General features: G+C 66.4%; 24 protein-coding genes and 1 pseudogene. 15 read left to right on the top strand and 10 right to left on the bottom strand.

Annotated features, from left to right (window positions below; genetic code table 11):
• The first annotated feature begins 114 nt into the window (after nucleotides 1-114).
• The gene (locus tag AC6EKW_RS10285; protein ID WP_273886551.1) at nucleotides 115-687 is read left to right on the top strand and encodes a class E sortase; all 573 of its coding nucleotides are present in this window, start codon (nucleotides 115-117) and stop codon (nucleotides 685-687) included.
• Nucleotides 688-707: 20 nt separating this feature from the next.
• Nucleotides 708-1172: a hypothetical protein gene (locus AC6EKW_RS10290; protein ID WP_498514324.1), complete on the top strand. Its 465-nt coding sequence runs from the start codon at nucleotides 708-710 to the stop codon at nucleotides 1170-1172.
• Nucleotides 1173-1175: 3 nt separating this feature from the next.
• Here AC6EKW_RS10290 and AC6EKW_RS10295 read toward each other — a convergent pair whose 3' ends face one another.
• Complete coding sequence (locus AC6EKW_RS10295; RefSeq protein WP_498514325.1) at nucleotides 1176-1868, bottom strand: 2'-5' RNA ligase family protein; 693 nt, start codon at nucleotides 1866-1868, stop codon at nucleotides 1176-1178.
• Between the two features lie 116 nt (nucleotides 1869-1984).
• Between AC6EKW_RS10295 and AC6EKW_RS10300 the strand changes: the two genes are divergently transcribed.
• Nucleotides 1985-2428: an SRPBCC family protein gene (locus AC6EKW_RS10300; RefSeq protein ID WP_273886554.1), complete on the top strand. Its 444-nt coding sequence runs from the start codon at nucleotides 1985-1987 to the stop codon at nucleotides 2426-2428.
• A 4-nt stretch (nucleotides 2429-2432) separates the two neighbouring features.
• On the opposite strand, the gene AC6EKW_RS10305 is transcribed toward AC6EKW_RS10300, so the two are convergent.
• The gene (locus AC6EKW_RS10305) at nucleotides 2433-4046 is read right to left on the bottom strand and encodes an L-lactate permease (protein WP_273886555.1); all 1614 of its coding nucleotides are present in this window, start codon (nucleotides 4044-4046) and stop codon (nucleotides 2433-2435) included.
• 235 nt (nucleotides 4047-4281) lie between these two features.
• On the opposite strand from AC6EKW_RS10305, the pseudogene AC6EKW_RS10310 reads away from it, so the two are divergent.
• A pseudogene (locus AC6EKW_RS10310) lies at nucleotides 4282-4833 on the top strand (glutathione S-transferase family protein); the annotation flags it as partial.
• 106 nt (nucleotides 4834-4939) lie between these two features.
• Here AC6EKW_RS10310 and AC6EKW_RS10315 read toward each other — a convergent pair.
• The 3 genes from AC6EKW_RS10315 to AC6EKW_RS10325 all read right to left on the bottom strand — a co-directional run bounded on the left by AC6EKW_RS10315 (nucleotide 4940) and on the right by AC6EKW_RS10325 (nucleotide 8083).
• Complete coding sequence (locus AC6EKW_RS10315; RefSeq protein ID WP_498514326.1) at nucleotides 4940-5302, bottom strand: ArsR/SmtB family transcription factor; 363 nt, start codon at nucleotides 5300-5302, stop codon at nucleotides 4940-4942.
• A 64-nt stretch (nucleotides 5303-5366) separates the two neighbouring features.
• On the bottom strand, nucleotides 5367-6482 hold the full coding sequence (gene solA / locus AC6EKW_RS10320) for an N-methyl-L-tryptophan oxidase (RefSeq protein ID WP_498514327.1): 1116 nt from the start codon (nucleotides 6480-6482) through the stop codon (nucleotides 5367-5369).
• Nucleotides 6479-8083 (bottom strand): aldehyde dehydrogenase family protein, encoded by a 1605-nt coding sequence (locus AC6EKW_RS10325; protein WP_498514328.1) that lies wholly within the window; start codon nucleotides 8081-8083, stop codon nucleotides 6479-6481. The genes solA and AC6EKW_RS10325 overlap by 4 nt, the downstream gene beginning before the upstream one ends.
• A gap of 246 nt (nucleotides 8084-8329) precedes the next feature.
• On the opposite strand from AC6EKW_RS10325, the gene AC6EKW_RS10330 reads away from it, so the two are divergent.
• From AC6EKW_RS10330 to AC6EKW_RS10345, 4 genes are all read left to right on the top strand, one after another.
• Entirely contained in the window at nucleotides 8330-9706 is a 1377-nt protein-coding gene (locus AC6EKW_RS10330) for an amino acid permease (RefSeq protein WP_420542007.1), read from the top strand.
• Nucleotides 9707-9723: 17 nt separating this feature from the next.
• Nucleotides 9724-10653, top strand: coding sequence for a proline dehydrogenase family protein (locus AC6EKW_RS10335; RefSeq protein ID WP_498514329.1), 930 nt, complete (start codon nucleotides 9724-9726; stop codon nucleotides 10651-10653).
• Between the two features lie 15 nt (nucleotides 10654-10668).
• Nucleotides 10669-12219, top strand: coding sequence for an L-glutamate gamma-semialdehyde dehydrogenase (gene pruA, locus AC6EKW_RS10340; RefSeq protein ID WP_498514330.1), 1551 nt, complete (start codon nucleotides 10669-10671; stop codon nucleotides 12217-12219).
• An 83-nt stretch (nucleotides 12220-12302) separates the two neighbouring features.
• A complete protein-coding gene (locus tag AC6EKW_RS10345; RefSeq protein ID WP_273843652.1) occupies nucleotides 12303-12911 on the top strand; it encodes a GntR family transcriptional regulator in 609 nt (202 codons plus the stop codon).
• A 1-nt stretch (nucleotide 12912) separates the two neighbouring features.
• Here the strand turns inward: AC6EKW_RS10345 and AC6EKW_RS10350 are convergent, their stop codons facing one another.
• The 3 genes from AC6EKW_RS10350 to AC6EKW_RS10360 form a co-directional block, all read right to left on the bottom strand.
• Entirely contained in the window at nucleotides 12913-13440 is a 528-nt protein-coding gene (locus tag AC6EKW_RS10350; protein ID WP_498514331.1) for a Crp/Fnr family transcriptional regulator, read from the bottom strand.
• Nucleotides 13437-13967, bottom strand: coding sequence for a cyclic nucleotide-binding domain-containing protein (locus tag AC6EKW_RS10355; protein WP_498514332.1), 531 nt, complete (start codon nucleotides 13965-13967; stop codon nucleotides 13437-13439). The genes AC6EKW_RS10350 and AC6EKW_RS10355 overlap by 4 nt, the downstream gene beginning before the upstream one ends.
• A 110-nt stretch (nucleotides 13968-14077) precedes the next feature.
• Entirely contained in the window at nucleotides 14078-14476 is a 399-nt protein-coding gene (locus AC6EKW_RS10360) for a septal ring lytic transglycosylase RlpA family protein (RefSeq protein WP_273886565.1), read from the bottom strand.
• A 208-nt stretch (nucleotides 14477-14684) separates the two neighbouring features.
• On the opposite strand from AC6EKW_RS10360, the gene AC6EKW_RS10365 reads away from it, so the two are divergent.
• The 4 genes from AC6EKW_RS10365 (at nucleotide 14685) to AC6EKW_RS10380 (ending at nucleotide 19861) form a co-directional block, all read left to right on the top strand.
• The gene (locus AC6EKW_RS10365; protein ID WP_498514333.1) at nucleotides 14685-16499 is read left to right on the top strand and encodes a S9 family peptidase; all 1815 of its coding nucleotides are present in this window, start codon (nucleotides 14685-14687) and stop codon (nucleotides 16497-16499) included.
• Complete coding sequence (locus AC6EKW_RS10370) at nucleotides 16496-17365, top strand: EamA family transporter (RefSeq protein WP_498514334.1); 870 nt, start codon at nucleotides 16496-16498, stop codon at nucleotides 17363-17365. The genes AC6EKW_RS10365 and AC6EKW_RS10370 overlap by 4 nt, the downstream gene beginning before the upstream one ends.
• 122 nt (nucleotides 17366-17487) lie before the next feature.
• A complete protein-coding gene (locus AC6EKW_RS10375; RefSeq protein ID WP_498514335.1) occupies nucleotides 17488-18840 on the top strand; it encodes a TrpB-like pyridoxal phosphate-dependent enzyme in 1353 nt (450 codons plus the stop codon).
• 49 nt (nucleotides 18841-18889) lie between these two features.
• On the top strand, nucleotides 18890-19861 hold the full coding sequence (locus AC6EKW_RS10380) for an aldo/keto reductase (RefSeq protein WP_498514336.1): 972 nt from the start codon (nucleotides 18890-18892) through the stop codon (nucleotides 19859-19861).
• Here AC6EKW_RS10380 and AC6EKW_RS10385 read toward each other — a convergent pair.
• Together AC6EKW_RS10385 and AC6EKW_RS10390 are read right to left on the bottom strand one after the other, a co-directional pair.
• A complete protein-coding gene (locus AC6EKW_RS10385) occupies nucleotides 19858-21204 on the bottom strand; it encodes an FAD-dependent oxidoreductase (RefSeq protein WP_273886570.1) in 1347 nt (448 codons plus the stop codon). The genes AC6EKW_RS10380 and AC6EKW_RS10385 overlap by 4 nt on opposite strands.
• A 93-nt stretch (nucleotides 21205-21297) precedes the next feature.
• Nucleotides 21298-21915 (bottom strand): superoxide dismutase, encoded by a 618-nt coding sequence (locus AC6EKW_RS10390; RefSeq protein WP_273886571.1) that lies wholly within the window; start codon nucleotides 21913-21915, stop codon nucleotides 21298-21300.
• Between the two features lie 123 nt (nucleotides 21916-22038).
• Here AC6EKW_RS10390 and AC6EKW_RS10395 point away from each other — a divergent pair, with 123 nt between their 5' ends.
• From AC6EKW_RS10395 to AC6EKW_RS10405, 3 genes are all read left to right on the top strand, one after another.
• A complete protein-coding gene (locus AC6EKW_RS10395; protein WP_273886572.1) occupies nucleotides 22039-23760 on the top strand; it encodes a SpoIIE family protein phosphatase in 1722 nt (573 codons plus the stop codon).
• A gap of 86 nt (nucleotides 23761-23846) precedes the next feature.
• Complete coding sequence (locus tag AC6EKW_RS10400) at nucleotides 23847-24314, top strand: NfeD family protein (protein WP_273886574.1); 468 nt, start codon at nucleotides 23847-23849, stop codon at nucleotides 24312-24314.
• A 1-nt stretch (nucleotide 24315) separates the two neighbouring features.
• Nucleotides 24316-25269, top strand: a complete 954-nt coding sequence (locus AC6EKW_RS10405) for an SPFH domain-containing protein (protein ID WP_273886575.1) — start codon at nucleotides 24316-24318, stop codon at nucleotides 25267-25269.
• Nucleotides 25270-25279: the final 10 nt, after the last annotated feature.

Genomic DNA, 25279 nt, shown 5'->3' on the forward strand with positions numbered 1-25279 from the left:
TGATTGGAGCTGGAAATGTAACCTGCAGGGAATCTTTCTGTAACCGGGTTGTTATCCATCCGGTGTATCCTTCTCACGGTCCGTTTCGGAAGGACTTCGGCCGGAGGAGGGAAGATGAGAACCTACCGCAGAAGGAGAAGAGGGCGGGTGCTCTTCGGGAGCCTGCTCTCTCTGGTCATGATCCTGGCCGGGCTCACGATAATAAGCTATTCGATGTTCGGCAACCCGCTCTCGGCCTACGCGGCCCGCAGCGCGCCGGACAACACGAACATGCGCCTCACGGTGCCGGCGATGGCGCGGGTGCACGACGTCCCGGTCTACAACGGCCCGACGACGGACGAGGAGGACCTCAACCGCGGGGCGCTGCACATCTCGAGCACCGGCTACCCCTGGCAGGCCGGTTCGAACACCTACATAGCCGGTCACAGGCTCGGGTACGCGGGAACCGGGAGCTTCCTGCTCTTCTACGACCTGAACAAGCTGCACAACGGGGACGAGATCATCATCACCGACTCCAACGGCACCCGCTACACCTACCGGGTCTTCCGCAAGGTCGTCGTCTCGCCGGACAACCTGAGCATCATGCAACCGGTCCCCGGGAAGACCGTGGTGAGCCTGCAGAGCTGCACGCTCCCAACCTACACCCACCGCCTCGTGGTACAGGGTGAGCTGGTGAGCGTGAGCTAGGGGTCTTTCGGAGCCGCCGCGTGAGCACGGTCTACTTCGCCGAGGAGCAGTGGTTGTGGCGGAACCGGATCCTCCAGAGGGCGCTGGCCTCGGGGGTTGCCTTCTGCGCTCTGCGGTGGCGGGCCGTCGGCAGGGGACGAGCCCTCGCGGAGGGTATATCGTGCGCCGCTGCTGCATCTTTTCTCGCCACCGTGCGGCTCGATGTGCGCGTGGGCCCCGGGATGCTCGAGATCGAGTTTTGGCCCTTCGTGCGCCGCCGGATCCCAACCCGGGAGATAGTCTCCTGGCAGGCCGTTGGATACCGTCCGCTGGTCGGGTGGGGTGGATGGGGCATCCGCTGGCGTCCCGGCGGGTGGGCTTACACGGTCTTCGGGGACCGTGGGGTTCGGGTCCGGCTCGCCGGTGGGAGGGAGGTACTCGTCGGCTCGCGGCGTCCGGAGGAACTCGCCGAGGCGATAGCGGCTTCCAGAGGGGAGCGTCTCTAGGGGTCAGGGCTCCGCGAGCGTGAAGGATGGAGTGTGTCCTCCCAGGGGTATACTCGCCAGGACTCTTGGCTTCGGGTAGGGGGCACGCAGGTCCAGGAGCGAGAGCTCCACTTCCTCCACCAACACCTCTCCGACGGGCCACTCTCTGAAGCGTTCGAGAACTTCGATCAGCTCCACCGGGGCGCGGGTTCCGTCCGGGGCGTGAAAGTACGCGAGTGTGAGGTGCGGTGGACCCGCCGGGCGTCTCATGCCGCACCCCACGCTCAGGAGTTCCTGCAGGCGTTCGAGCCCTCCTTCCGGGTGTGCCTCGATGAAGGCCGCGGAGGGGAAGGCGTTGAGGTTGGCGAGGCGTACCCGGAAAGGCCGGACGCGAGAGAGCGTCGTGCGGGCCCGCGTCTCCAGCTCACGGAGTCTGGCGTGGGAGATCTCTCCTTTGCGGCGGGGTGTCTGGACCGGGAAGCCGAGCATGAGCAGCGTTATGTGCATGAAATGGTCCGGGTGGAGCGAGACGAACGGGAATCTCCCGAGCGCCCTGCGTATCGGATCGAGTCGCTCGCGCATACGCCGGGCGTCCACCCGGACGATGAAGGAGGCGGAGGTCGCGTGTCCGTGGCGCCAGGAAGGGTCCGTGTGCCCGCCGAACTCGAGCTCCCCGGCCACCGCGAACCGTCGCCAGACCTCTTCGTAGTCTCCCACCACGAGAGACTCTACCAGGGAACGGGGGTTCCTGAGACCCTTTTGCGGGTAACAGAGTATAAGATTCTCTGAGTCGTGCATGACGGAGGAAGTTTTCCGGGAGGAGGTGCTTCGCAGTGGCACACGTGAAGGCGACGGCGGAGAGGACGGTGTCGGCCGAGAAGCAGAAGGTCTACGAGTTCATCTCGGACTTTCGCGAGAAACACCCTCGGATACTCACCGAGGCTTTCGCGGATTACGCTGTCGAGGAGGGAGGGAAGGGAGCCGGGACGCTGGTGCGCTACCGGCTGCGAGCCGGCCGTGAGCGGCCCTTCAGGATGCGCGTCGAGGAACCGGAGCCGGGGAGCACGCTGAAGGAGAGCGATGAGGACTCCTCGTTCACGACGACGTGGCGCCTTTTCCCGCAGGGGGAAGACGAGACCCGGGTGCGTGTCGTCGTCGAATGGAACGGAGGACGGGGAGTGGCCGGCTTTTTCGAGCGGCTCTTCGCCCCCGCCGGGATAAGGCGCGTCTACGAGGGAGTGCTGGAGAAGCTGGATGAGGCCGTGAGGGAAGAGTAGCCCCTCACAGCCTCATCACGCCCGGCAGCACGAAGTAGTAGAAGAGTCCGACCACGATCAGGTACCCGAGGAGGATGAGGGTCCAGCCCATGTTGTGCCGGATCACCTCGCCCTCGTTGCGGACGAAGCGGCTGGTGGAGACGCCCACGCTCGCGGTCTGCGGGGCGACGGGCTTGCCGACCTCCGCGCCGACCGAGCCGAGTGAGGGAGCGAGCAGGACCGGGAAGCCGAGGAGCTTCCCGGCAGTGGCCTGAACCGCCCCGAACATGGTGTTGGTGGAGGTGTTCGAGCCGGAGAGGGCGACCCCGATCCAGCCGAGTATCGGGGCGAGGACTATGAACGCCGGACCGATGCGCGAGAACCCGTAGGCCAGAGAAGGCGCCATGCCGGAGTAGATGAACACGTAGGCGAGCCCGAAGATGAAGACGCCCACCAGCAAGGCTCCCCACATCTGGGAGAAGGTGCGCGAGAAGACCTGCCTCAGGTCGGCGGCGCTGGGCCTGAGCACCGCGAGCATTATGATCCAGGAGACGAGTATCGCCGTGCCGCCTATGAACGGGGCGAAGTTGAACGTGGAGGAGACGGCCTCGTGCGTTATGGCGGATCTGGCCTGCACCTCGACGGAGAAGAGGCTCACCCCCGGAAGCGGTGACCAGGGACCGGTCCACAGCACGACTACCAGGAGCAGGATTATGAAGGGAGTGAAGGTGGCGGCGAGGTCTCTGCCGGAGAGCCGGGGAGCACGCGAGGCTTCGCTGTAGGCGGCGTTCTCCTCTACCGGCGTCCCGCCGAATCCCAGCACCGTGCGGGGGCGCCAGACCTTGAGCAGGCCGAGCAGGGCGGCGAAGCAGACGATCGAGCCGATGATGTCCGGCAGATAGGGGCCGAGGTACTGCGAGGTGGGATACTGCCCGGCGATGTACGCGAGCGAGCCCACGATCGCGAGCGGCCAGCCGTCCCTGAGCCCGCGCCTGCCGGTGACCAGGTAGATCAGGACCCACGGCGGCAGCAGAGCCAAAAGCGCGACGATCTTACCGATCGAGGCGGAGAGCGCAAGAAGCGGCAGCCCGGTCACGGCCGAGAGCGCGATGATCGGCACCCCGAGGGCCCCGAAGGAGACCGGGGCGTTGTTTGCTATCGCGGCGACGCGTATGGCGTCGAGGTCGCGGATCCCGAGGGTTATGAGGATGGGCGCGACGAGGGCCCAGGGGTACCCGAAGCCCACGAGGCCCTCGAGCAGGGCCCCGAAAGCCCATGCCAGAAGCAGCGTCTGCACCCGCACGTCGGCGGTGGCCTGCTGGATGAGCCATCCCTGCAGCTTCTCGAAGGAGCCTGTGACCACCAGGGTGTTGAAGATCACGACCCCCCAGAACGTGATCCAGTCCACCGCCCACACGCCGGTCGCGGCGCCGTAGACGTAGGCTTGCAGCGCGTTGCCTACTGGGGCTTGCCAGACGACCACGGCGATGATGAAGGTAACTATCGAGGCGATGATCACCGAGAGCCAGGCCGTGATCCTGAAGACGGCCAGAAGGAGCAGCAACACCACCAGCGGGATCAGAGCCAGTGCGACCGTGGCCCCCAGGTTGCCCGTAGGGTTGAGTATCTGCTGGAACACCCCCATACCCCCCTTGTCCCACCCAGAAACGTACGAACTTTTGCGCGGGCAGCATAAATGAGAAGCGGACTCTCGTCAACCCTTCCCCGTTCTCCTCGGTGTGGGTGGGTAAACTTGGGGGCGGGGGCACGAGCGTCCCGTGGCATGCAGAGGATATTTCGGAGGCTGTGTTTTCAAGGAGGTGCAGAGGTTGGAGATCCGGCTGTACAACACCCAGGCCTGACCCTACGCCCGGCGGACCAGGATGGTCCTGCACGAGAAGGGCGTTGATTTCGAGACGCGCGAAGTGGACCTCGCGAACAAGAGCAGGGAGTTTCTGGAGGCGAGCCCCACGGGGAAAGTCCCGGTGGTCGTCGTGGACGGGGAGTCGCTCTACGAGTCCAACGTGATAAACCAGTACCTCGACGAGGTCTTCCCGGAGCCTTCGCTGATGCCCGGTGATCCAAAGGCGAGGGCGCACGCCAGGATCTGGATGTCGTTTGCCGACACGAAGTTCTTCCCGGCGGTCTTCGTGGCCGCCTCCGGGCGGAGGAGGGGTCTCCCGGAGGAGCGCATCTCGGAGGGAATGCGGAGGCTGAAGGAGCATCTCTCGGAGCTGGAGGTGCGCCTCGAGGGACGGGAATATCTGGCGGGATCCTTCTCGCTGGCGGACGTCGCCTACGCGGGCAACTTCGTCCGTCTGCGGGAGCTCGCGGAGGGGAGAGAGCTCTCCTTCGAGGAGTGGCCGAGGGTCGCTTCCTGGATGGAACGCATCGAGTCGAGGGAGAGCTACGAGAAATCCCTCTGAGCGCGCAACCCGGAGAGGGGGTGGAGCGTATGAAGGGTGAGGATAGGCCGGTTCCCCCTACCTGCCGCCTGGCCGGCCTATCTCCTTCTTTCCCCGCCGTGTGCGATCAGGTAGCGAGGCGGCCGTCGTGCAGCAGCGATTCCCCGAGCCGAAGCATCTCCAGCACCCGCACGTCGGCGACGGAGTAGAAGGCGTTGCGACCGGCGCGCCGCACCTGCACGTACCCGCAGCGACCCAGACAGCGCAGGTGGTCCGAGACCCGCGGCTGCGGGGCGCCCAGGATCTCCACGAGCTGTCCGACGCTCATCTCTCCTCTGCAGGCCAGCAGGATCAGGATCGAGAGCCGGGTGGGGTTGGCCAGGCCGCTGAAGAAGGATGCCAGATGGCACATCTCCTCGCTCTCCCGTCCGACTTCTACTTCCCCTACTCCTGCGAGCCTGCCCGTCAACGTGACCTTGTCTTCCTGCATGCGCGCTCCTTCGTTCCGCCACCAATATACACCGCTGCGGCGGTGAGGAGGGGGTGAAAAGACCTCAGGCTTGGAGCTGGAGCCGGGCGGGGGAGAAGAGTTTTATGGGATGATCCGTCCTGCCTGCGGTCACCAGGTCGGCTGTGACCTCCCCGATGAGCCCGCTGAACTTGTAGCCGTGCCCGGAGAAACCGCAGGCGAGGATGATCCGTGGATGGCGCGGGTGGGGCCCCACCACGAAGTGAAGGTCCGGGCTGTTGGTGTACATGCACACGGAGCCCTCTACGAGGGCTCCTGCGAGGGCGGGGGCGTACTTCCTCAGATATCCCTTTATCGCCTCCACGTCCTCTTCGTGCACCCGGCGGTCCAGCGTCTCCGGGGTTGTCCTTTTGCCTCCGTGATGCAGCGCCGCCTTGATCCTCTCCGGACCCTCCGGGATGCAGTAGAAGATGCGTCCGTCATCGGCCTCCCACATGATGACCGGCAGCCCGTCGCAGGAGGCCGAAAACCACACCATCACCTGCCGCTCGACATACAGCGAACCCCCGAGCTCCCCGAGAAGCTGCGGAGCCCAGGGTCCGGGGGCGAGCACGAGATGGGAGGCACCGTAGGAACCCCGGCTGGTTTCGACGAGCACGCCGCCATCACTCTCTTCCCAGGAGAGGAGGCGTTCTTCGAAACGGAGCTCGGCTCCGAGGGATCCGGCGAGTTGCAGATGGGCCTTCACCCCCTCCTCGGGCACGATGAAGCCGGCCCGCTCCTCGTAGAGAGCTAACGTGTCGGGAGGGGGATCGAGAGCCGGGAAGCGCCGTCGGATCTCCCCCTCGTCGAGCACTTCGTGGGGCAGGTCGTGCTCGGTGGCGCTGCGCAGGCTGCCGCGGAAGAGTTCGCTCTCCGAAGAACCGACCATCAGGGCCCCGGTCCGGGAGAGGAGCTTGCGCGCGCTCCTCTCCTCGAGCTCCTCCCACAGCTCCCATGCCCGCAGCAAGAGCGGCACGTACTCGGGGGATTCGTAATAGGCGAGGCGGATGATGCGCGAGCGACCGTGGCTCGAGCCCCGCTCGTGGGCCGGGGAGTATTGCTCGACGCCGAGCACGCGCAGCCCGCGCGATGCCAGGTGGAAGGCGACGGCGCTTCCCATCGCCCCCAGACCCACGACGATGACGTCTTGGGAGGTCAAACGCCATCCCCCTCAGGATCGAGGCGGAAATCCTCGTCCGCGGGGAGCTCGATGAGATCCATCTGTGCTTTCTGCAGCCTGCCGGAGTAGTCCCAGTTCATCGACTGCCAGCGGGTGAACTGGTCGAGCACCCAGATCCCGGAGAGGCGGCTGCCGTTGCCGCTCTTGCCGTTGCCGCCGAAGGGCAGGTGCGCCTCGGCCCCGCTGGTCGAGTTGTTGATGCTGAGCATCCCCGCCGAGATGCGCTCGCGGAAACGCAGGGCCTCTCTGGCGTTCTCGGTGTAGATGGACGCCGACAGCCCGTAGCCGTGGCCGTTCGCGAGCTCCACTGCCTCGTCGAAGGTCGAGAACTTCGCGACCCCGACGATCGGGCCGAAGGTCTCCGTCCTGTAGAGCTCGTCCTCGGGAGTGATGCCGTCGACTATGGTCGGGTGGCAGTAGAGACCGTCCTCGGGGTTTCCGACGAAGTTCTCGCGCGGGTTTTCCTTCGTGATCCTGCCGGTCCCGGTCGAGCCGTGCAGGCTGTGGTGGTCTCTCGTGAGCTCCAGCCAGCCCAGGAAACGCTCGTAGAAGCGCTCGCTGAGCATCGGGCCGTAGAGCACGTCCTGCATCGGATCCCCTATCCTGGCCTCCCCGACGGCCCCCGAGAGGCGCCTCAAGAACTCGTCGTGCACCGACTCGTGGACGATCGCGGTCCCGAGCGAGGTGCACCGCTGCCCGGCGGTACCGAAACCCGAGAAGAGCGCACCCTCGACGGCGAGGTCGAGCCGGGCGTCGGGCATGACGACGAGCGGGTTCTTGCCGCCGAGCTCGAGGCAGGGGGTCTGCAGGTGACGCCCGGCGAGCTCGCCGATCCTCCTGCCGACCTCCGTGGAGCCGGTGAAGCCGATCTTGTCGACGAGCCCCTCCTCGAGCGCCCGCTCGAGACCCTCGAAGGCGACCGCCCCCTCGGCCTGCACGACGTTGAAGACCCCGTCCGGCAGGCCGCCGTGGGTGAAGATCTCGTAGAAGGCGTCGGCGGTCGCCGGGGAGTACTCGGCGGGCTTCCAGACGACCGCGTTGCCGCACAGAAGCGCCGGGACGATGTACCAGGAGGGAACGGCGACCGGGAAGTTGCCGGCGGTGATGATCGCCGCGACCCCCACCGGCATCCGGAAGGTGAACAGCTGCTTGTCCGGCATCTCCGAGGGAACGGTCTGCCCGTAGAGCCGTCTGCCCTCGCTGGTGAAGAAGTCGCAGGTGTCTATTATCTCCTGTACCTCTCCGAGCGCCTCGGCGTAGGGCTTGCCGATCTCACGCGTCACCAGACGTGCCAGCGCCTCCTTGTTGGCCATCGTCAGATCCCCGATCCGACGAATCACTCGCGAGCGCACCGGAGCCGGCACCTCAGCCCACCCGCTCTGCGCCTCCCTCGCCGCCCGGCAGGCCGCCACGAACGTGCCCGCGTCCCCGAGCGAAACCTCCGCGACCACCTCGTCCAGATGCGCCGGGTTGATCGAACGAAGCTCCCCTCCGGACGCTCCATCCCATCGCTCTCCACCTACCCTCGAAGATACGCGCAGAGCCGGTACACGCTCCCCGCGAGCTCCAGCAGATCCCATTATCAACCTCCCTTCTCCCCGACAGGCCCCTCCCGGAGTGTCCCCGGAAGACCCGGGGCCGTAGCCATGGCCCTGGACTCGACTCGAAAGTATACTTTATACTTTCGTTCCCGAAGGAAGCTTTCGAGTGGGTGTGCTCTGCGGTGAGGGAGTGGGGCGCATCCTGGAGAGGAGGGGGCTTTGGCGAGAATCGCTGATGTAGAAGGAGGTAGGGAGAAGGCTCCTGAGCTGAGGAAGCAGCTCAGGATGCGGCACATGACGATGATCTCCTTGGGTGGGGTCATCGGGGCCGGGCTCTTCGTGGGCAGCGGGGCGGTCATAAGCACGGTGGGGCCGGCGTCGTTCATCTCCTATGCGATAGCTGGGCTGATCATCGTGATGGTGATGAGGATGCTCGGGGAGATGGCGGTCGCCTCGCCGCAGATAGGTTCGTTCGCGGAGTATGCCCGGATCTCTCTGGGAGATTGGGCCGGGTTCGCGGTCGGGTGGCTCTACTGGTACTTCTGGGTCATCGTGCTCGCGGTGGAAGCGCAGGCGGGTGCTTTGATCATTCAGGGGCTCTTCGACCTCTCCTCGCAGTACCAGTGGCTGATCTCGCTGGTGCTGATGTTGCTTTTGACCGGCACCAACCTGTTCTCGGTCGGTTCCTACGGCGAGTTCGAGTTCTGGTTCGCCTCGATCAAGGTCGCCGCGATAATAGGGTTCATCGCGCTCGGGGCGCTGTACGTGCTGGGGCTCTGGCCCGGGGCGAGCCTGGATTTCTCCAACCTCACGGCCCACGGGGGGTTCCTTCCCCACGGCGCGCTCGTGATGTTCGCCGGGGTTACTACCCTGATCTTCTCGTTCGTCGGCGCCGAGATAGTCACGCTGGCCGCCGCAGAGTCGCGTGAGCCTGAGCGCAGCGTGGCGCGGGCGACCAACTCGGTCATCTGGCGGGTCATGCTCTTCTACGTGCTCTCGATCTTCCTGATCGTGACCATAGTGCCGTGGAACGACCCGGCGCTCGAGCCCAGGGGACAGACCCGCGGGCCGTTCGTGGCGGCCCTCGAGCAGATCAACTTCCCCGGCGCCGCCACGATAATGAGCGTCGTCGTGCTGGTCGCGGTACTCTCCTGCCTGAACTCCGGCCTCTACACCTGCTCGAGGATGCTCAACGCCATCGCCCGGCGTGGGGACGCCCCGAAGGCTTTCCTGCGGGTCAACGGACGCGGCGTGCCGGTGTGGTCGATACTCATAAGCACGGCGGTCGGGTACCTCTCGGTCATCGCGGCCTTCTACGCTCCGAACGCCGTTTTCACATTCCTGCTCAACACCTCCGGGGCGGTCGCGCTCTTCGTCTACCTCCTCATCGCCATCTCCGAGCTCAGGCTCAGGCGGCGCATAGAGCGGGAGAATCCCGAGAGGCTCGCCATAAAGATGTGGCTCTACCCCTACCTGACCTGGCTCACCATAGGCGTCTTCGTCGTGGTCATCGTCGCCGTGGGCATCAACGCCGACACCCGCTCGCAGCTTCTGCTGACCCTGCTCAGCATAGGAGTCGTGCTGGTCGCCTACGCGCTCACGTGGTATTTCGGTAAGAGAAACCGGGAGGCCGGCCCATCGCGAGCGCCGGCGGACCGCTAGAGAACGGGGGAGGTGAGGTGGGGCTCTTCGACAGGGTGATGGCCGGTGCGGTTCCGGTGATGCCGCGTCCCATCGTGCGCGAGGTCTCGAGCCGCTACATCGCCGGGACCCGCCTGGAAGATGCCGTGCGCGTCATAAGGGCGCTCAACTCCGAGGGGTGCGTGGCGACGGTAGACGTGCTCGGCGAGAGCACGACCGACAAGGCCCGGGCCTCCGCCACGCTCTCTGAGTACAAACGCGTGGTCGACACCCTGGAGAGAAACGGCCTCGAGAGCGGCATCTCGGTCAAGCTCACCGCCCTCGGGCTCGCGCTCGACGAGGAGCTCTGCCGGGCGAACTTGGAAGAGCTCGTGGGGTACGCCGGAGAGCGGGGCCGCTTCGTGCGGGTGGACATGGAGGACTCGCCCTACACCGAGAAGACCATACGAATGGTACTCGACGCCCGCTCGCGCCACGAGAACGTCGGGGCCGTAATCCAGGCGTACATGCGGCGCAGCATAGACGACGTGCAGCGCCTGGTTGAGGCCGGCGTCTCGGTCCGGCTGTGCAAGGGCATCTACGACGAGCCGCGCGAGATCGCCTACAAGGACTACGACACCGTGCGTCAGAACTACGTGTTTTTGCTCGAGGAGCTGCTGCGCGGCGGCTGCTACGTCGGGGTGGCCACCCACGACGAGTACCTGGTCTGGCACGCGCTGCGCCTCGTCCACCAGCTCGGGGTTTCGAAGGACCGCTACGAGTTCCAGATGCTCCTCGGTGTGGACGAGGAGCTCAGGCGCATACTCGTCCGGGACGGTCACAAGGTGCGCGTCTACGTGCCCTACGGCGAGCAGTGGTACGAGTACTCCACCCGGCGCCTCAAGGAGAACCCGAAGATAGCGGGGTACGTCACGTTGGACGTACTTCAGAGTGTGGGCGGTGCATTGAAGAGGGTCGCCGGACACTGAGACAGGAGGAGAGACATGGGACTTCCGCCCTTCAGAAACGAGCCTTACCTCGACTGGAACGACCAGGAGAACGTAAAGAGGGTGCGCGCCGCGCTCGAGAAGGTGGGAGGAGAGCTCGGCAGGAGCTATCCTCTGATCATCGGGGGCAAGGAGGTAGAGACCGAGGGTGAGATCGTCTCGGTAGACCCCGCGCGACCGCAGCAGGTCGTGGGCCGCGTGGCCCGGGCGACCGAGCGGGAGGCCAGCCTGGCGCTCGATGCCGCGACGCGGGCCTTCTCGGACTGGAGCCGCACCGCTCCGGAGGCCAGGGCGCGCATCCTGCTGCGCGCCGCCGCCATCATGCGCCGCAGGAAAGCGGAGATGATCGCCTGGGAGATCTACGAGGGCGGGAAGCCGTGGCCCGAGGCCGACGCCCAGGTCTCGGAGGCCATAGACTTCCTCGAGTACTACGCCCGCGAGATGCTGCGCCTGAAGGAGGGGGCGGAGGTGCACTCGGTCGCGGGTGAAGAGAGCCGCTACTTCTACCAGCCGATGGGGGTGGGGGTCATCATCGCCCCGTGGAACTTCCCGACGGCGATCCTCACCGGGATGTCCTCGGCGGCCATCGTCACCGGCAACACCATCGTCATGAAGCCTTCCGAGTTCACCAGCGTGATCGGGGCGAAGGTCGCAGAGATCTTCTTCGAAGCCGGGCTGCCCGAGGGGGTGCTCAACTTCTGCGCCGGGTACGGCTCCGAGATAGGCGACTACCTGGTCTCCGACCCCAGGACCCGCTTCATCTCGTTCACCGGCTCGATGCGGACGGGACTCAGGATCAACGAGCTCGCCGCGAAACCCAACGGGCAGAAGTGGATAAAGCGCGTGATCGCCGAGATGGGCGGCAAGGACGCGATGATAATCGACGACTCCGCCGATCTCGAGGCCGCGTCCTCGGACATCGTGAGGAGCGCCTACGGGTACGCGGGTCAGAAGTGCTCGGCCGCGAGCCGCGCGATAGTCCACGCCGACGTCTACGACGAGGTCCTGCGGAGGGTCGTCGAGAAGGCTCGGGCACTCCGCGTCGGTGCTCCCGATGGACCCGAGGTCTTCGTCGGGCCGCTGATCAGCGAGCCGCAGTTCGAGAAGGTCTCGGGCTACATCGAGGTCGGCCGGGAGGAGGGCGAGCGGGTCCTGGGTGAGGACCCCGGCGATCCGAAGGACGGCTACTTCGTGACGCCGACGGTCTACGCCGGCGTGGACCCCAAAGCGAGGATAGCGCAGGAGGAGATCTTCGGCCCCGTCCTCGCGTTCATAAAGGCCCGCGACTTCGAGGACGCCCTGGCGATAGCCAACGACTCCCCCTACGGGCTCACCGGAGGCCTCTACTCGAACGACCGGGAGCACCTGGAGAGGGCCCGGCACGAGTTCCACGTCGGCAACCTCTACTTCAACCGGCACATCACCGGCGCCCTGGTCGGCGTGCAACCCTTCGGCGGCTTCGGGCTCTCGGGAACCGACTCGAAGGCCGGCGGCCCGGACTACCTGCAGCAGCACATGCTTCCCAAGACCGTCGTGGAGAGGTTCTAGGGCGCCGGGAGGGCGCCTGGAGAGGACACACTCTGGAAGATCTCGCTGGGAGAGCGGGCAGGGGATACCGCACGGCGCAGGACATGGTCGCCGCCGGGCTGCGCGACGCCATACTCAGCGGCGTGCTCGCGGGTGGTACACCTTTGCGGCAGGAGGAGATCGCCCGCCGCTTCGGGGTCAGCAAGATCCCGGTGCGCGAGGCGCTCAGGCAGCTGGAGGGCGAGGGGCTCGTCTCCTTCTACCCGCACCGCGGCGCGGTCGTCTCCCGGCTCTCGCGGCTCGAGGTCGAGGAGATAACCGAGATCCGGGAGATGCTCGAGCCCGTGGCGCTGGGGAAGGCCTTCCCCAGGCTGGGAGAGGAGGAGTTCGCCCGCGCGGAGGACATCCTGCGCCAGATAGACGAGGAAGAAGATCTCATCTCACGCTGGGGGGAGCTGAACTGGCGCTTTCACGCCACGCTCTTTGCCCCGGCCGGAAGGCCGCGGCTCATGGAGATCATCCGGATGCAGCACGTGGCCTTCGAGCGCTACATCAGGATGCACCTGGCTCTTTCGGACTACGAGAAGCCCCAGCGGGAGCACTACGAGCTGCTCGAACTCTGCCGACGGGGTGATGAGGAGGCCGCGCTCGCCCTCCTCGCCCGCCACGTCCGGGAGACCGGGGATCTGCTGCTGGAATCTATAAAGGAGTAGCTCAGGTCTCCCATTCCTGGATGAGGGTGTCCCGGAAGATCTCCGGTCCCTGGATGTCTCCGCCCTCCTCCAGCCGGGTCACGAGCTGCGCGATGGTATCGTCGGTCTTCGCCATGCGCTCGGCGAGGAGCCGCCCCAGCTCGTAGACTACCTTGAGGGCGGCGAGTGAGCCTTCCTCGACGAGCCCGACGAAGGCCTCGCGCGGGATCTCGTACCCTCGTGTCCTGGTTCGCGCCCGCACGAGAGCCGTGGACCGCGCTCCTCCGGCGAGGAGCCCCACCTCACCCACCACGGTCGGGGCCTTGAGGACGGCGAGCTGGCGGGTGCTGCCCGGCAGAATCTTCTTGCGTACCTCGACGGTTCCGGAGGCGAGCACGTAGAGTGCCCGGCACGGCTCCCCTTCGCGTATCAGCGTGGCGCCCGGACCAAACTCGATTTGACGGGCTATCCTGCGGATCTGCTCCAGCTCTGCAGGATCCAGACCCCCGAAGAGATCCAGCTCTTCCAGTGGGTGCGGCGCCTCCCTCATCGTCCCTCCCGCGCGGACCACTCGGTCATCAACCTGTCTCGGAATGCCTCGAGGTCCACGTCTCCTCCACCTTCGAGGTCGCGTGCCGTGCGCGCGACCTCTTCGTCGAGCCGGGCCAGACGCCGGGCCAGCGTGCGCGCGATCCCGTAGGAGAGCTTGTAGGCGGCTGGATTCCCGCCGGAGATCATCCGCCGGAACCTTGCGCGCGGGATCTTTAGCGCCTCCACCTTCGTCCGGGCCCGTACGGTTGCGGTAGCCGCGCTCTCCGCCAGCAGCCCGACCTCCCCGACGACGGCCCGTTCCCTGCCGGCGTCCATGCGCGCCAGCACCCTGGGCCTGCTCCCCGGCACCCGCTTGAGAACCTCCACCTCGCCCGAGAGTATGACGAAGAGGTGCTCGTGGGGCCTGCCCTCCTGGATCAGGACCTCCCCTGCACCGTAGACCGCTTTCTCCGAGACCTCCGCGAACTCCTCCAGCTCCTCCTGCCCGAGAGACTCGAAGAGCGGCATCTTGCTGAGCTCTTCCATCTGCATCCCTACGCTAATCCTAATACAGGATCACGGTCAGCGGGACCGGCACACGAAGATCGGGGCCCTTTCGAAAGGGCCCCGATCTTACTGACCTCTCCGTTGGCGGCTTAGTAGTAACCGTAGCCGTAGTAGTAGGGGTTGTAGTAGCCGCCGCCGACGATCGTGGCGTCTATCGTGCCGACGCCGACGGAGGTCAGGCCGATGGCCTGCGCCGCACCGTAGGAGAGGTCGAGCTGCCTGCCCGCCACGTACGGACCCCGGTCGTTGACCGTGACCACCACGCACCCGTCGTAGCAGACCCTAAGCTTGGTGCCGAACGGCAGGTACGGAGAGGCGGCCGTGTAGTCGTACATGTTGAACGGCTCCCCGCTCGCCGTCAGCGCACCCTGAAAGCCCGGCCCATACCAGCTGGAGACCAACGGCTCGGCCTGCGCGTTCTTCTGGACGAACGCTACCGATAGGGCCAGAACACCAGCAACGAACAGCATCTTGAGTAAAGACTTCAAGGAAGCCCCCTCCAGATCTTTGCCTTCACAACAACAACGGTGCGAGAGAATAGCAGAAAGCCCCCCTTGCGCAAGCACGACGCAAGAATGTTTGTGAAATAGTTCACAAACATCTCGTAACAGGAAATTCCACAGATGCATAGTAAGAAGACGACATTCGAGGGACATTCGACGTGAAGGTTGCGTTTTTGCTGCGGTTTTCGCTGGGATGTATGCTTTGGGTCCGGCTACTGGCGTACGGGAGGAGGAAACTGTGGCGAGGCCTTTTCACCGATATTTGAAGATAAGAAGTTCCTACGGAGCGTCCTGGTCCCCGGACGGTCGCTCGCTCTCTTTTCTGACCGACGTCACGGGGGTGCCGCAGCTCTGGGAGGTTGGGGTGGAGGGCGGCTGGCCGGAGCAGCGGACGTTCTTCGAGGAACGGGTCGTGCGGGCTGAGTACTCGCCGGTGGACGGGCGCATCGTGTTCGCGATGGACGCCGGGGGGAACGAGCGGATGCAGCTCTTCGTGCTCGAGGGTGGGGAGGAGAGGGATCTGACGCGGATGCCGCAGGCGATCCACAACTTCGGGGGGTTCTCTCCGGACGGGAGTTGCATCGCCTACACCGCGACCCGGCGCAACGGCACCGACTTCGACGTCTACGTGCAGCGCCTCGACGGGGAGCCGGAGATGGTCTGGGAGGTCTCCGGGTACCACGGCGTCGCCGGCTTCTCGCCCGACGGTGGGGTGCTCCTCGTCTCGCGACATCACTCCAACGTCGACGGCGACCTCTACCTGCTGGATCCCGGCGACGGTAAAGCGCGCCTTCTCACCCCGCACGAGGGTGAGGCCCGGTTCGTCTCGCCCGTCTTCTCGGCCGACGGTCGGTCCATATATCTGGCCACCGACCTCGGGGCGGAGTTTTTGAGGCTTGCGAGGTTGGATCTCGAGACGCTCGACCTCGAGTATCTCACCCCGGACGAGTGGGACGTGGAGGAGGTCGAGGTTGCGAGGGATGGCCGCTACGTCGCCGCGGTGCGCAACGTCGAGGGCTACTCGGAGCTCTTGCTGTTCGACGGGGAGGGCAAAAAGGTGGTGGGCTCTGTCCTTCCCGGCGGTGTCTTCGGGGGGATAGCCTTCTCGCCGGGCTCCGACCACCTCGCCCTCACCCTCACCGGTCCGGACCGCACCCCCGACGTGTGGGTCGCCGAGCTTCCCGACGGCGAGGTGCGGCGTGTCACACGCTCATCCCTCGCCGGGATACCGCGTGAGAGCTTCGTGAGACCCCGGCTCGTGCGCTATACGTCCTTCGACGGGCGTGAGATCCCGGCCTTCTTCTACGAGCCGAAAGAGGATGGTGCCCCGGTGATCGTGAACGTACACGGCGGCCCCGAGTCGCAGGCGCGCCCCGCCTTCGCGCCCGTGACCCAGTACTTCGTGCACCGCGGGTACGCGGTCTTCGCACCCAACGTCCGCGGCTCGACCGGCTATGGGAAGACCTACACCCGGCTCGACGACGTGGAGAGGCGGATGGACTCCGTCGCCGACCTCGCGCACGCGGCTTACTGGCTCAGGGAGAACGGGCACGAGAAGATGGCCGTCATGGGCGGCTCCTACGGCGGGTTCATGGTCCTCGCCGCGCTCACCGAGTACCCGGAGCTTTGGGACGCCGGGGTGGACATCGTCGGGATCGCCAACCTCGTCACCTTCCTGGAGAACACCGGCAGCTACCGCCGGGCGCTAAGGGAGCGGGAGTACGGATCCCTCGAGCGCGACCGCGAGTTCCTGGAATCCATAAGCCCCATATACAAGGCCGAGCGCATCCGGGTCCCGCTCATGGTCATCCACGGCAAGAACGACCCGCGGGTGCCGGTGGGGGAGGCCGAGCAGATAGTGGCGAGGGTCGAAGAGAACGGCGGGGTGGTCGAGTACCTCCTCTACGAGGACGAGGGGCACGGGCTCGCCAGGCTGAAAAACCGCCTCGACGCCTACCCCAGGATAGCCGCCTTTCTCGACCGTCATCTCATGGACGATGATAGATGACCACCCTCGCTCTGGTTCTCGTCGTCTGCTCGGGGCTCATTCACGCCACCTGGAACCTTCTGGCCAAGCACTCCGGAGAGGACGGTGTGCCCTTCGTCTGGCTCTACAGCGTGCTTTCCACCCTGATCTACACCCCGGTAGCCGCCATCTTCGTGCTGCGCGGAGCAGGGGGCGACGTGGAAAAGATCGGAGCCCTGTTCATGATCGGAACCGGCATCCTGCACGCCGCCTACTTCCTCTGCCTGCAGAGAGGCTACGGGGCCGGGGACCTCTCGGTCGTCTACCCGCTCGCGCGCGGCACGGGACCCCTGCTCTCGAGCTTCGCCGCGACGATCGTCTTCGGAGAACGCCTCGGGCCCCTCGGCGTGGGCGGGGTCTTCGCGATAACGGCCGGTGTGTTCCTGCTGGCGCGTGAGCCGGGTGTAGGGAGAGGTGGAAAGAGCGGGCGTGCGGGCGTCGTCTACGGAATTCTCACCGGCATACTCATCGCCGCCTACACTTTATGGGACAAGTACGCCGTGAGCGACCTCGCGCTTGCCCCCCTGCTCTATTACTGGGCGTCCCTGTTCGTGGAGAGCGCCCTGCTCACCCCGCTCGCCCTGCGTGAGAGGCAGGAGGTCGGTCGCACCTGGCGCGAGCACCGGGCGGAGGCCGTAGGCGTGGCGGTCCTCTCCCCGCTCGCCTACCTCCTGGTGCTCACGGCGATGGTCTTCACGCCGGTCAGCAGGATCGCGCCGGTGCGGGAGGTGGGTATCCTCTTCGGCGCCCTCATGGGGGGCAGGCTGCTCGCCGAGGGAGGGGTGGAGAGGCGTCTTTTCGCCGCCGGGCTTATGGTTGCGGGGATAGCGGTTCTGGCTGTTGGTTGAGAAGATCGGGGCACATGGAGACGCTCTCCGGAGGCTTCGGGCGCACCGCGCAGGTTTTGTTGACAACCGACTCCCGAGACGGCTAAGCTCAGCCGGACCGGACGTACGACGGAGGTGGTGGGATGGAGCAGACGAAGTTTCTCCTCGACGAGCGGGAGCTGCCGGAGAGCTGGTACAACCTGGTCGCGGACCTGCCGTTCGCGCTGGAGCCACCGCTCGACCCTGCGACCCGGAAGCCGGTGGGGCCGGAAGCGCTCGCGGCGATCTTCCCGGAGGAGATAATCCGCCAGGAGGTCTCCACCGAGAGATACATCCCGATTCCGGAGGAGGTGCGTGAGATCTACAGCCTCTGGCGCCCGACGCCGATGTTCCGGGCGCGACGGCTCGAGCGGTATCTGGACACCCCGGCGCACATCTACTACAAGTACGAGGGGGTGAGCGCGCCCGGCAGCCACAAGCCGAACACCGCCGTCCCACAGGCCTATTACAACCGCGAGGCGGGCGTAAAACGCCTGACCACCGAGACCGGGGCGGGGCAGTGGGGCTCGTCTCTGGCCTTCGCCTGCCGGCTGATGGGGATGGAGTGCACCGTCTACATGGTGCGCGTCTCCTACGAGCAGAAACCCTACCGCCGCGTCATGATGCAGACCTACGGGGCGGAGGTGTACCCGAGCCCGAGCGAGAAGACCGGGGCCGGACGCCGGGTCCTGCAGGAGGATCCGCAGACGACCGGGTCTTTGGGGATCGCGATCTCCGAGGCCGTCGAGGATGCGGCGTCGAGCGAGGACGCGAACTACTCTTTGGGGAGCGTCCTGAACCACGTGCTTCTGCACCAGACGGTCAACGGCCAGGAGGCCATGAAGCAGATGGAGATGGCCGGGGAGTGGCCGGACGTCGTGATCGGGTGCGCGGGGGGCGGCTCGAACTTCGGCGGGTTCGCGTTCCCGTTCCTGCGCGAGAACCTGGTCAACGGCAGGAAGACCCGCTTCATCGCCGTAGAGCCCTCCTCCTGCCCGACGCTGACCAAGGGCAAATTCACCTACGACTTCGGGGATGAGGCGGGGATGACCCCGATGCTCAAGATGTACACCCTGGGTCATGACTTCGTCCCCGCCGGGATCCACGCCGGCGGGCTGCGCTACCACGGCGACTCTCCCATACTCAGCGCGCTGGTGCACGAGGGGCTCGTCGAGGCCCGTGCCTACCCGCAGAACCCGACGTTCGAGGCCGGGGTGACCTTCGCCCGGGTCGAGGGGATACTCCCCGCCCCGGAGGTCAACCACGCGATAAAGGCTGCCATAGACGAGGCGCTCGCGGCGAAAGAGGCGGGCGAGGAGCGGGTGATCGCGTTCAACCTCTGCGGACACGGGCACTTCGACCTCGGAGCGTACGAGCGCTATCTCGCCGGGGAACTCGTCGATCTGGAGTACTCCGAGGAGGAGATCGAGCGGGCCGTCGCGCGCATACCGGGCTGAGGAGTGTGCTATACCCTCTCTCGCCTGTTTCCTCTGACGGAGGGTTCTCATGCAGCAGGATGGCAAGGTGAAGCTCGGCTCCGAGATGGAGGTCGCCCCGCTCGGGGTCGGAGCGTGGGCGTGGGGCACACGCTACCTCTGGGGCTACGGCAGTAGCTACGGCAGGGAAGACGCCGAGGCGGCGCTCCGGGCGAGCCTGGAGAGCGGGGTCGAGCTGGTGGACACCGCCGAGATCTACGGCAACGGGGCCTCCGAGCGGATCATCGGCGAGGTCCTGAGGTCCGGGGAACTGCCGCGCCGACCCGTCATCGCGACCAAGTTCGCCCCGCTTCCCCACCGGCTCGACCCGAGAGCCCTGCTCCGGGCGCTCGACGGGAGCCTGCGCCGGCTCGGGGTCGAGTCGGTCGACCTCTACCAGGTGCACTTCCCCTCGCCGCTGTTGAAGGTGGAGAGCCTGATGGACGCGCTGGCCGAGGCGGTCAAGGAGGGGAAGGCGCGGGCCGTCGGGGTCTCGAACTACGGTGCCTCGCAGATGCGCCGGGCGTACGAGCGGCTCGCGCATCATGGAGTCCCGCTCGCCTCCAACCAGGTGCGCTACAACCTGCTCGACCGCTCACCGGAGTACAACGGGGTGCTCGACGCCTGCCGGGAACTGGGAGTGACGCTCATCGCCTACAGCCCGCTCGCGCAGGGGCTCCTGACCGGCAAATACCGCCCCGGCGTGCGGCCCTCCGGGCTCGTGCGGCGCTTCGACCGGCGCTTCAGCCCCCGCGGGCTCACACGGATAGAGCCCGTCGTCTCCGCCCTGGAGCGCATCGCCGAGAAGCGGGGCAAGACGCCCTCTCAAGTCGCGCTCAACTGGCTCGTGACCCAACGCGACGTGCTCGCGATCCCCGGGGCCAAGAACGGCGAGCAGGCCCGGCAGAACGCGGGGGCTTTGGGCTGGTCGCTCTCCCCCGAGGAGGTTGGAGAGCTGGATCAGATCACGTCCGTATTACGGACCCGGGTTCGGTCCGGTTAGATCCTGCCGGAGAGGACGCTCGCGGCCTGGATCACGGGGCTCAGCGCCGGGCCGAAGGGTGGCGCGTAGGCCAGGTCCAGATTGACGAGATCCGCCACGCCCAGCCTCCCCCAGATCGCCGTCGCGCACACGTCGACGAGCCTGTCCGCACCATCCCCGGCGGCCTGCGCCCCGAGGAGGGTGCCGCCGTCGCCGTCGGCGACGAGTTTGAGCGTGACCTTTTCGGCGCCCGGATAGTAGGCGGCGCGGCTCGTGGAGCCTATCGTGGCGCATACCGTCTCGAAGCCCGCCTGCTGAGCCTCGCGCTCGGAGAGGCCGGTCTTCGCCACCGGTAGCTCGAAGACCCTGAAGATGCCGGTCGCGAGCACGCCGGGGAACTCCAGCTCGTCCCGGCCCGTCGCCGCGTTCGTCCCGACGACCCGACCCATCTGGTTCGCCGTGTCCCCGAACGGTGCCCAAACCGGGAGACCGCTCGCCAGGTTCGTCGTCTCGACGCAGTCCCCGGCTGCCCACACGTCGGGCAGGCTCGTTTTCATGTGGCGGTCCACCCGGATCGCGCCGGTCCGGCCGATCTTCGCCCCCGCCTCCCGCGCCAGGGTGACCTCGGGCTCTATCCCCACCCCGACGAGCGCGAGGTCGGCATCCAGGCATCTTCCGGCGAGCCTCACGCCCCGCAGACGACCTGCTTCGCCGTAGAACCCCTCCGCCGCCCTGCCGGTGTGGACCTCGACCCCGTTTTCAGCGAGCTCCCGTTCGACTAGCTCCGAGAACTCCGGGTCGTGGGTGGGGGCGACGTGCTCTCCCGCCTGGACGAGCGTGACTTCGAGGCCGATCTTCCTTAGGTTCTCCGATGCCTCGAGGCCGATGTAGCCGCCGCCGACCACGACGGCCCTCTTCGGGGAGCGATCCTCCAGGTAGCGGAGGATGCGGTCGGCGTCGGTCAGGAAGCGCAGCGTGAAGACCCCTTCGAGCTCCGTGCCCTCCACCGGGGGCACCACGGCCCTCGCCCCGGTCGCGACGATGAGCCGGTCGTAGGAGTCCTCGAAGGTCTCGCCCGAGCGCAGATCACGCACCAGGAGCCCTTTCGAGGCCGGGTCGATGCGCTCCACCCGGTGGAGCGTCCTGACCTCGATGCCCATCCGGGCGAACTCCTCCGGGGTGCGGGCGACGAGCCTTTCGCGCCCTGAGACGGTGCCCGAGAGGAAGTAGGGCAGCCCGCACTCGCTGATCGAGACCTCCGGCTCCTCCTGGTAGAGCGTTATCTCCAGCTCCGGGGCGACCCTGCGGGCCCGGGATGCCGCCTTCGTCCCCGCCGCGACCCCGCCAACGACTACGAGACGCACGATGCTGCGTTCCCGCCGGAGACGGAGCCCCCGGCGTCAGACGCCGGGGGCTCCGTGAGAAGTCTCACCAGGTGTCCTCGCTCAGGAGGCGTACTACTTTGCGGCCTGGTAGCGGCGGTTCGCCTCGTCCCAGTTGACCACGTTCCACCAGGCGTCCACGTAGGCCGCGCGGCGGTACTGGTACTTCAGGTAGTAGGCGTGCTCCCAGCAGTCGAGCCCGATGATCGGGACTTTGCCCTGCATGTAGGGGGAGTCGCCGTTCGGGGTCGTCTCTATCGCGACCGACCCGTCCGGGTTCGCGACGAGCCAGCACCAGCCCGAGCCGAAGAGCGCGCCCGGTGCGGCCGCGGCGGCGAACTGCTGCTTGAACTCGTCGAAGGAGCCGAAGGCCGAGTCTATCGCCTGACCCAGTTCACCGGCCGGGGCCCCGCCCCCGTTGGGGCTCATGATCTGCCAGAAGACCGAGTGGTTGGAGTGCTGGCCGCCGTTGTTGCGTACGGCTCGCCGGATGTCCTCCGGGACGCTGTCGAGGTCCGCCAGAACCTCCTCGATGGAGCCCTTGTCGGCCTCGGGATGCTTCTCGAAGGCGCTGTTGAGGTTCTGGACGTAGGTGTTGTGGTGATTGTCGTGGTGGAAGCGCATGGTCGCTTCGTCTATATGCGGCTCCAGAGCGTCGTAGGGGTAAGGGAGATCAGGAAGTTCGTAAGCCATTCTCTCTCCTTTGATCCGGCTTCACCTGCACAACAACCCTTTAATACCCGCAAGCGACCCATTCTTAACGTCTCCGGGGCTCCGTATGGTCGGATTTACATGCGGGACTGTAGAATGTCGGCGATGAGGCCGACTTTTGCAGAGGACGGGCCGGGAGGGGGGAGGTCTTCCGGCGACGAGATGCGCCGGTTGCTCGACCGTGCGGTCGCCGCGAGCTCCAACGGCATCGTCATAACCGATGCCCGGCAAAAGGACAACCCGATCATCTACGTCAACCCGGCTTTCGAGCGCACGACGGGATATTCCTTCGAGGAGGTACGGGGGCGCAACTGCCGCTTCCTGCAGAACGGGGACCGTGACCAGCCGCAGCTCGAGGAGCTGAGGAGGGCCGTCCGCGAGGGCGGGGAGTGCAGGGTGGTTCTCAGGAACTACCGCAAGGACGGTGAGCAGTTCTGGAACGAGCTCTACATCTCGCCGGTCTTCGACGAGGAGGGGCGCCTGACCAACTTCATCGGGGTCCAGAACGACATCACCGAACGCAAGCGGGCCGAGGAGGAGCGCGACCTGCTGCTCGCCCGCGAACAGCTCGCGAGGGCCGAAGCCGTCTCGGCGCGCAAACGGCTCTCGCTGCTCGCCTCGGCGGGGGCGATGCTCTCCTCTTCGCTCGAGTACTCCGAGACCCTGCACACGATAACGCGTATCGTGGTGCCTGAGATCGCGGACTGGTGCCTGGTAGACGTGGAGGAGAACGGCGTCGTGCGGCAGGCCGCCGAGGCCCACGCCGACCAGAGGCTCGAGGCTCTGCTGCACGCCCTGCGCGGCGGGAGACGTCTCGAGGAGACCGCGCGGGACGTGTGGGACCATCTGCCGCGTCTCTACAGGGGCGGGGAGGGGTTGGGGGGTGACCTCGAGGGGCTCCCGGACGAGCTCCGACCGCGCTCCTGCATCCGGGTGCCGCTTCTGGCGCGGGGCAGGATGCTCGGGGTCATGACCCTCGCCGCGACCCGCCAGGACCTCCGCTACGACGAGGAAGACCTCGCGCTCGCAGAGGACCTCGCGTACCGCTGCGCGCTCGCGATGGACAACGCCAGGCTCTACGGGGAGCAGAACTACATCGCCCAGACCCTGCAGCAGAGCCTGCTGCCCCGCCTGCCCGAGCCGCCGGGTATCGAGGTCGGGGCGGAGTATCTCCCTGCGGGGGAGGGCAACGAGGTCGGCGGGGATTTCTACGACCTGATCGAGTGCGGCGGGAGGGATTGCTGGATCTCGCTCATCGGGGACGTGTGCGGGCATGGGGCCGTGGCGGCGGCGACCAACGCCCTCGCCCGCTACACGGTGCGCGCCATCGCCCTGCTCGAGGACTCTCCGGCTAAGATACTCTCGGACCTCAACGAGGCGATGCTCCGCCAGCTCTCCGGCCGGCAGTTCTGTACCTCGGCCTGCATCAGGATATCCCTCCCCGCCGCGAGCGGGCTCGACCTCTCGGTGACCCGCGCCGGCCACCCATCCCCGCTCATCGTGCGTGCCGGGGGGGAGGTGGAGAAGATCGGGCGCCCGGGGAGGGCGCTGGGGGTCTTCGACGACCCCGAACTCGTCGAGGTTCCGGCCCGGCTCGAACCCGGCGATGCCATCGTGCTCTACACCGACGGGGTGACCGAAGCCCGCTCTCCGGAGGGTGCGTTTTTCGGCGAAGAGAGGCTGCGTTCGCTGCTCGGCTCCTGCGCCGGTCTCGAGGCGCCCGAGATCGCGCGGGTCGTCAGGGCGGCCGTGCTCGGCCATGCCGCCGGAGCCCCACGCGACGACATCGCCGTGCTCGTGCTGCGGGCACCGAAGACGTCTCGCTGAGCGTTCCCACGCGAAGCTCTCCCAGATGTGATCCAGGGGACTATCTATCCGCGGGGGTGGTATAGAATCATGTGAGAAAGGAGACTATGAGCGAGCTCGATACGATCATCTGGGCCGTGGTGCTGGCTCTGGCGTTCATCGGGGAGATGGTGACGCTCTCTTTCTTCCTGATCTTCTTCTCCTTCGGGGCTGCGGTCGCCCTGCTCATCTCCTTTGCGGGGACCGGGGTGATCTCTCAGCTCGCTGGATTCGTCGCCGCCTCACTCATCAGCATGGCCCTGCTGCGCCCGGCGCTCGTGAACCGGCTCTCGCTCGGGGGTGGTGAGCGGTACGAGAGGCACAAAGGGATAGTGGGGCGCAGCGCCGTCGTAACGGAGGAGATCGAACCGGGCTCCAGCGGCATGGTCCGGATCGGCAGGGGGGAGTTCTGGACGGCCCGCGCGCTCCATCCAGGTATGAGGATAGAGGAGGGGACGCGGGTTCGGGTGCTCGACAGCGACGGGCTCACGGCCTTCGTGGAGCCCCTGGAGGAGAACGGGGAAGGAGAGGCGTGATATGTCTGCCGGTCTGATAGTGGTAATAGTCGTCGCGGTCATCGTGCTCGCGTTCGTGGCACGCAGCGTGCGGGTGATTCCGCAGAGCAGGGTGGGGATCGTGCAGCGGCTCGGGCGCTACCACCGAACCGCCGAGAGCGGGCTGACGTTCATCATACCCCTGGTGGACAAGATGTTGCCCAAGACTGACCTGAGGGAGCAGGTCGTCTCATTCCAGCCGCAGGCGGTCATAACCAACGACAACGTCGGTATCCAGATCTCGGCGGTGGTCTACTACCAGATCATCGACCCCCGCGCCGCCGAGTACGAGGTCGCGAACCTGACGGTGGCGATGGAGCAGATCACGCAGACAAATTTGCGCAACGTGATCGGCAACCTCACGCTGGACGAGACTCTGGTCTCGCGCGACGAGATAAACGCCAAGCTGCGTGCCGTCCTCGACGAGGTGACCGAGAAGTGGGGCGTGAGGATAACGCGGGTGGAGATCAAGGAGATCATCCCGCCGCACGACATCCAGCAGGCGATGGAGAAGCAGATGCAGGCGGAGCGCAACCGCCGCGCCGCCATCCTCACCGCCGAAGGGGACAAGCGGGCCGCGATCCTCAAGGCCGAGGGCGAGAAGGAGTCGGCGATCCTCAAAGCGCAGGGTGAGAGGGAGGCTGCGGTCCTGCGGGCGGAAGGCGAGGCTGAGGCGTACCGCAAGCTCCAGCGGGCCCAGATAGAGATGGCGGGTGCCCTCTTCGAACGGCTGCACACCTCGGACCTTTCCGCCGAGGCCCTGCGCTACCTCTACCTGATGACCCTCCCGAAGATAGCCGAGGGAGAGGCCAACAAGCTCTTCGTCGTCCCCTCCGAGCTTCAGGACCTCGCCGGGGCGGTGGGCTCGCTCGCGGCGGGCGCGAAGATGGCTTCGGGCGGCAGGGACGGCCTCTCGGATTCCTCGCGCGAGGATTGAACGGCTTGGG

Source organism: Rubrobacter sp. M3-4 (assembly GCF_059772285.1).

Excerpts from the sequence above, each read along its gene's own strand:
- AC6EKW_RS10405 (WP_273886575.1), top strand. The coding sequence starts at position 24,316 with ATGTCTGCCGGTCTGATAGTGGTAATAGTCGTCGCGGTCATCGTGCTC.
- AC6EKW_RS10285 (WP_273886551.1), top strand. The coding sequence starts at position 115 with ATGAGAACCTACCGCAGAAGGAGAAGAGGGCGGGTGCTCTTCGGGAGC.
- AC6EKW_RS10355 (WP_498514332.1), bottom strand. The coding sequence starts at position 13,967 with ATGGAAGAGCTCAGCAAGATGCCGCTCTTCGAGTCTCTCGGGCAGGAG.
- AC6EKW_RS10400 (WP_273886574.1), top strand. The coding sequence starts at position 23,847 with ATGAGCGAGCTCGATACGATCATCTGGGCCGTGGTGCTGGCTCTGGCG.
- AC6EKW_RS10370 (WP_498514334.1), top strand. The coding sequence starts at position 16,496 with ATGACCACCCTCGCTCTGGTTCTCGTCGTCTGCTCGGGGCTCATTCAC.
- pruA (WP_498514330.1), top strand. The coding sequence starts at position 10,669 with ATGGGACTTCCGCCCTTCAGAAACGAGCCTTACCTCGACTGGAACGAC.
- AC6EKW_RS10390 (WP_273886571.1), bottom strand. The coding sequence starts at position 21,915 with ATGGCTTACGAACTTCCTGATCTCCCTTACCCCTACGACGCTCTGGAG.
- AC6EKW_RS10330 (WP_420542007.1), top strand. The coding sequence starts at position 8,330 with ATGCGGCACATGACGATGATCTCCTTGGGTGGGGTCATCGGGGCCGGG.
- AC6EKW_RS10315 (WP_498514326.1), bottom strand. The coding sequence starts at position 5,302 with ATGCAGGAAGACAAGGTCACGTTGACGGGCAGGCTCGCAGGAGTAGGG.
- AC6EKW_RS10380 (WP_498514336.1), top strand. The coding sequence starts at position 18,890 with ATGCAGCAGGATGGCAAGGTGAAGCTCGGCTCCGAGATGGAGGTCGCC.
- AC6EKW_RS10365 (WP_498514333.1), top strand. The coding sequence starts at position 14,685 with ATGTATGCTTTGGGTCCGGCTACTGGCGTACGGGAGGAGGAAACTGTG.
- AC6EKW_RS10345 (WP_273843652.1), top strand. The coding sequence starts at position 12,303 with ATGGTCGCCGCCGGGCTGCGCGACGCCATACTCAGCGGCGTGCTCGCG.
- AC6EKW_RS10350 (WP_498514331.1), bottom strand. The coding sequence starts at position 13,440 with ATGAGGGAGGCGCCGCACCCACTGGAAGAGCTGGATCTCTTCGGGGGT.
- AC6EKW_RS10325 (WP_498514328.1), bottom strand. The coding sequence starts at position 8,083 with ATGGGATCTGCTGGAGCTCGCGGGGAGCGTGTACCGGCTCTGCGCGTA.
- AC6EKW_RS10375 (WP_498514335.1), top strand. The coding sequence starts at position 17,488 with ATGGAGCAGACGAAGTTTCTCCTCGACGAGCGGGAGCTGCCGGAGAGC.
- AC6EKW_RS10395 (WP_273886572.1), top strand. The coding sequence starts at position 22,039 with ATGAGGCCGACTTTTGCAGAGGACGGGCCGGGAGGGGGGAGGTCTTCC.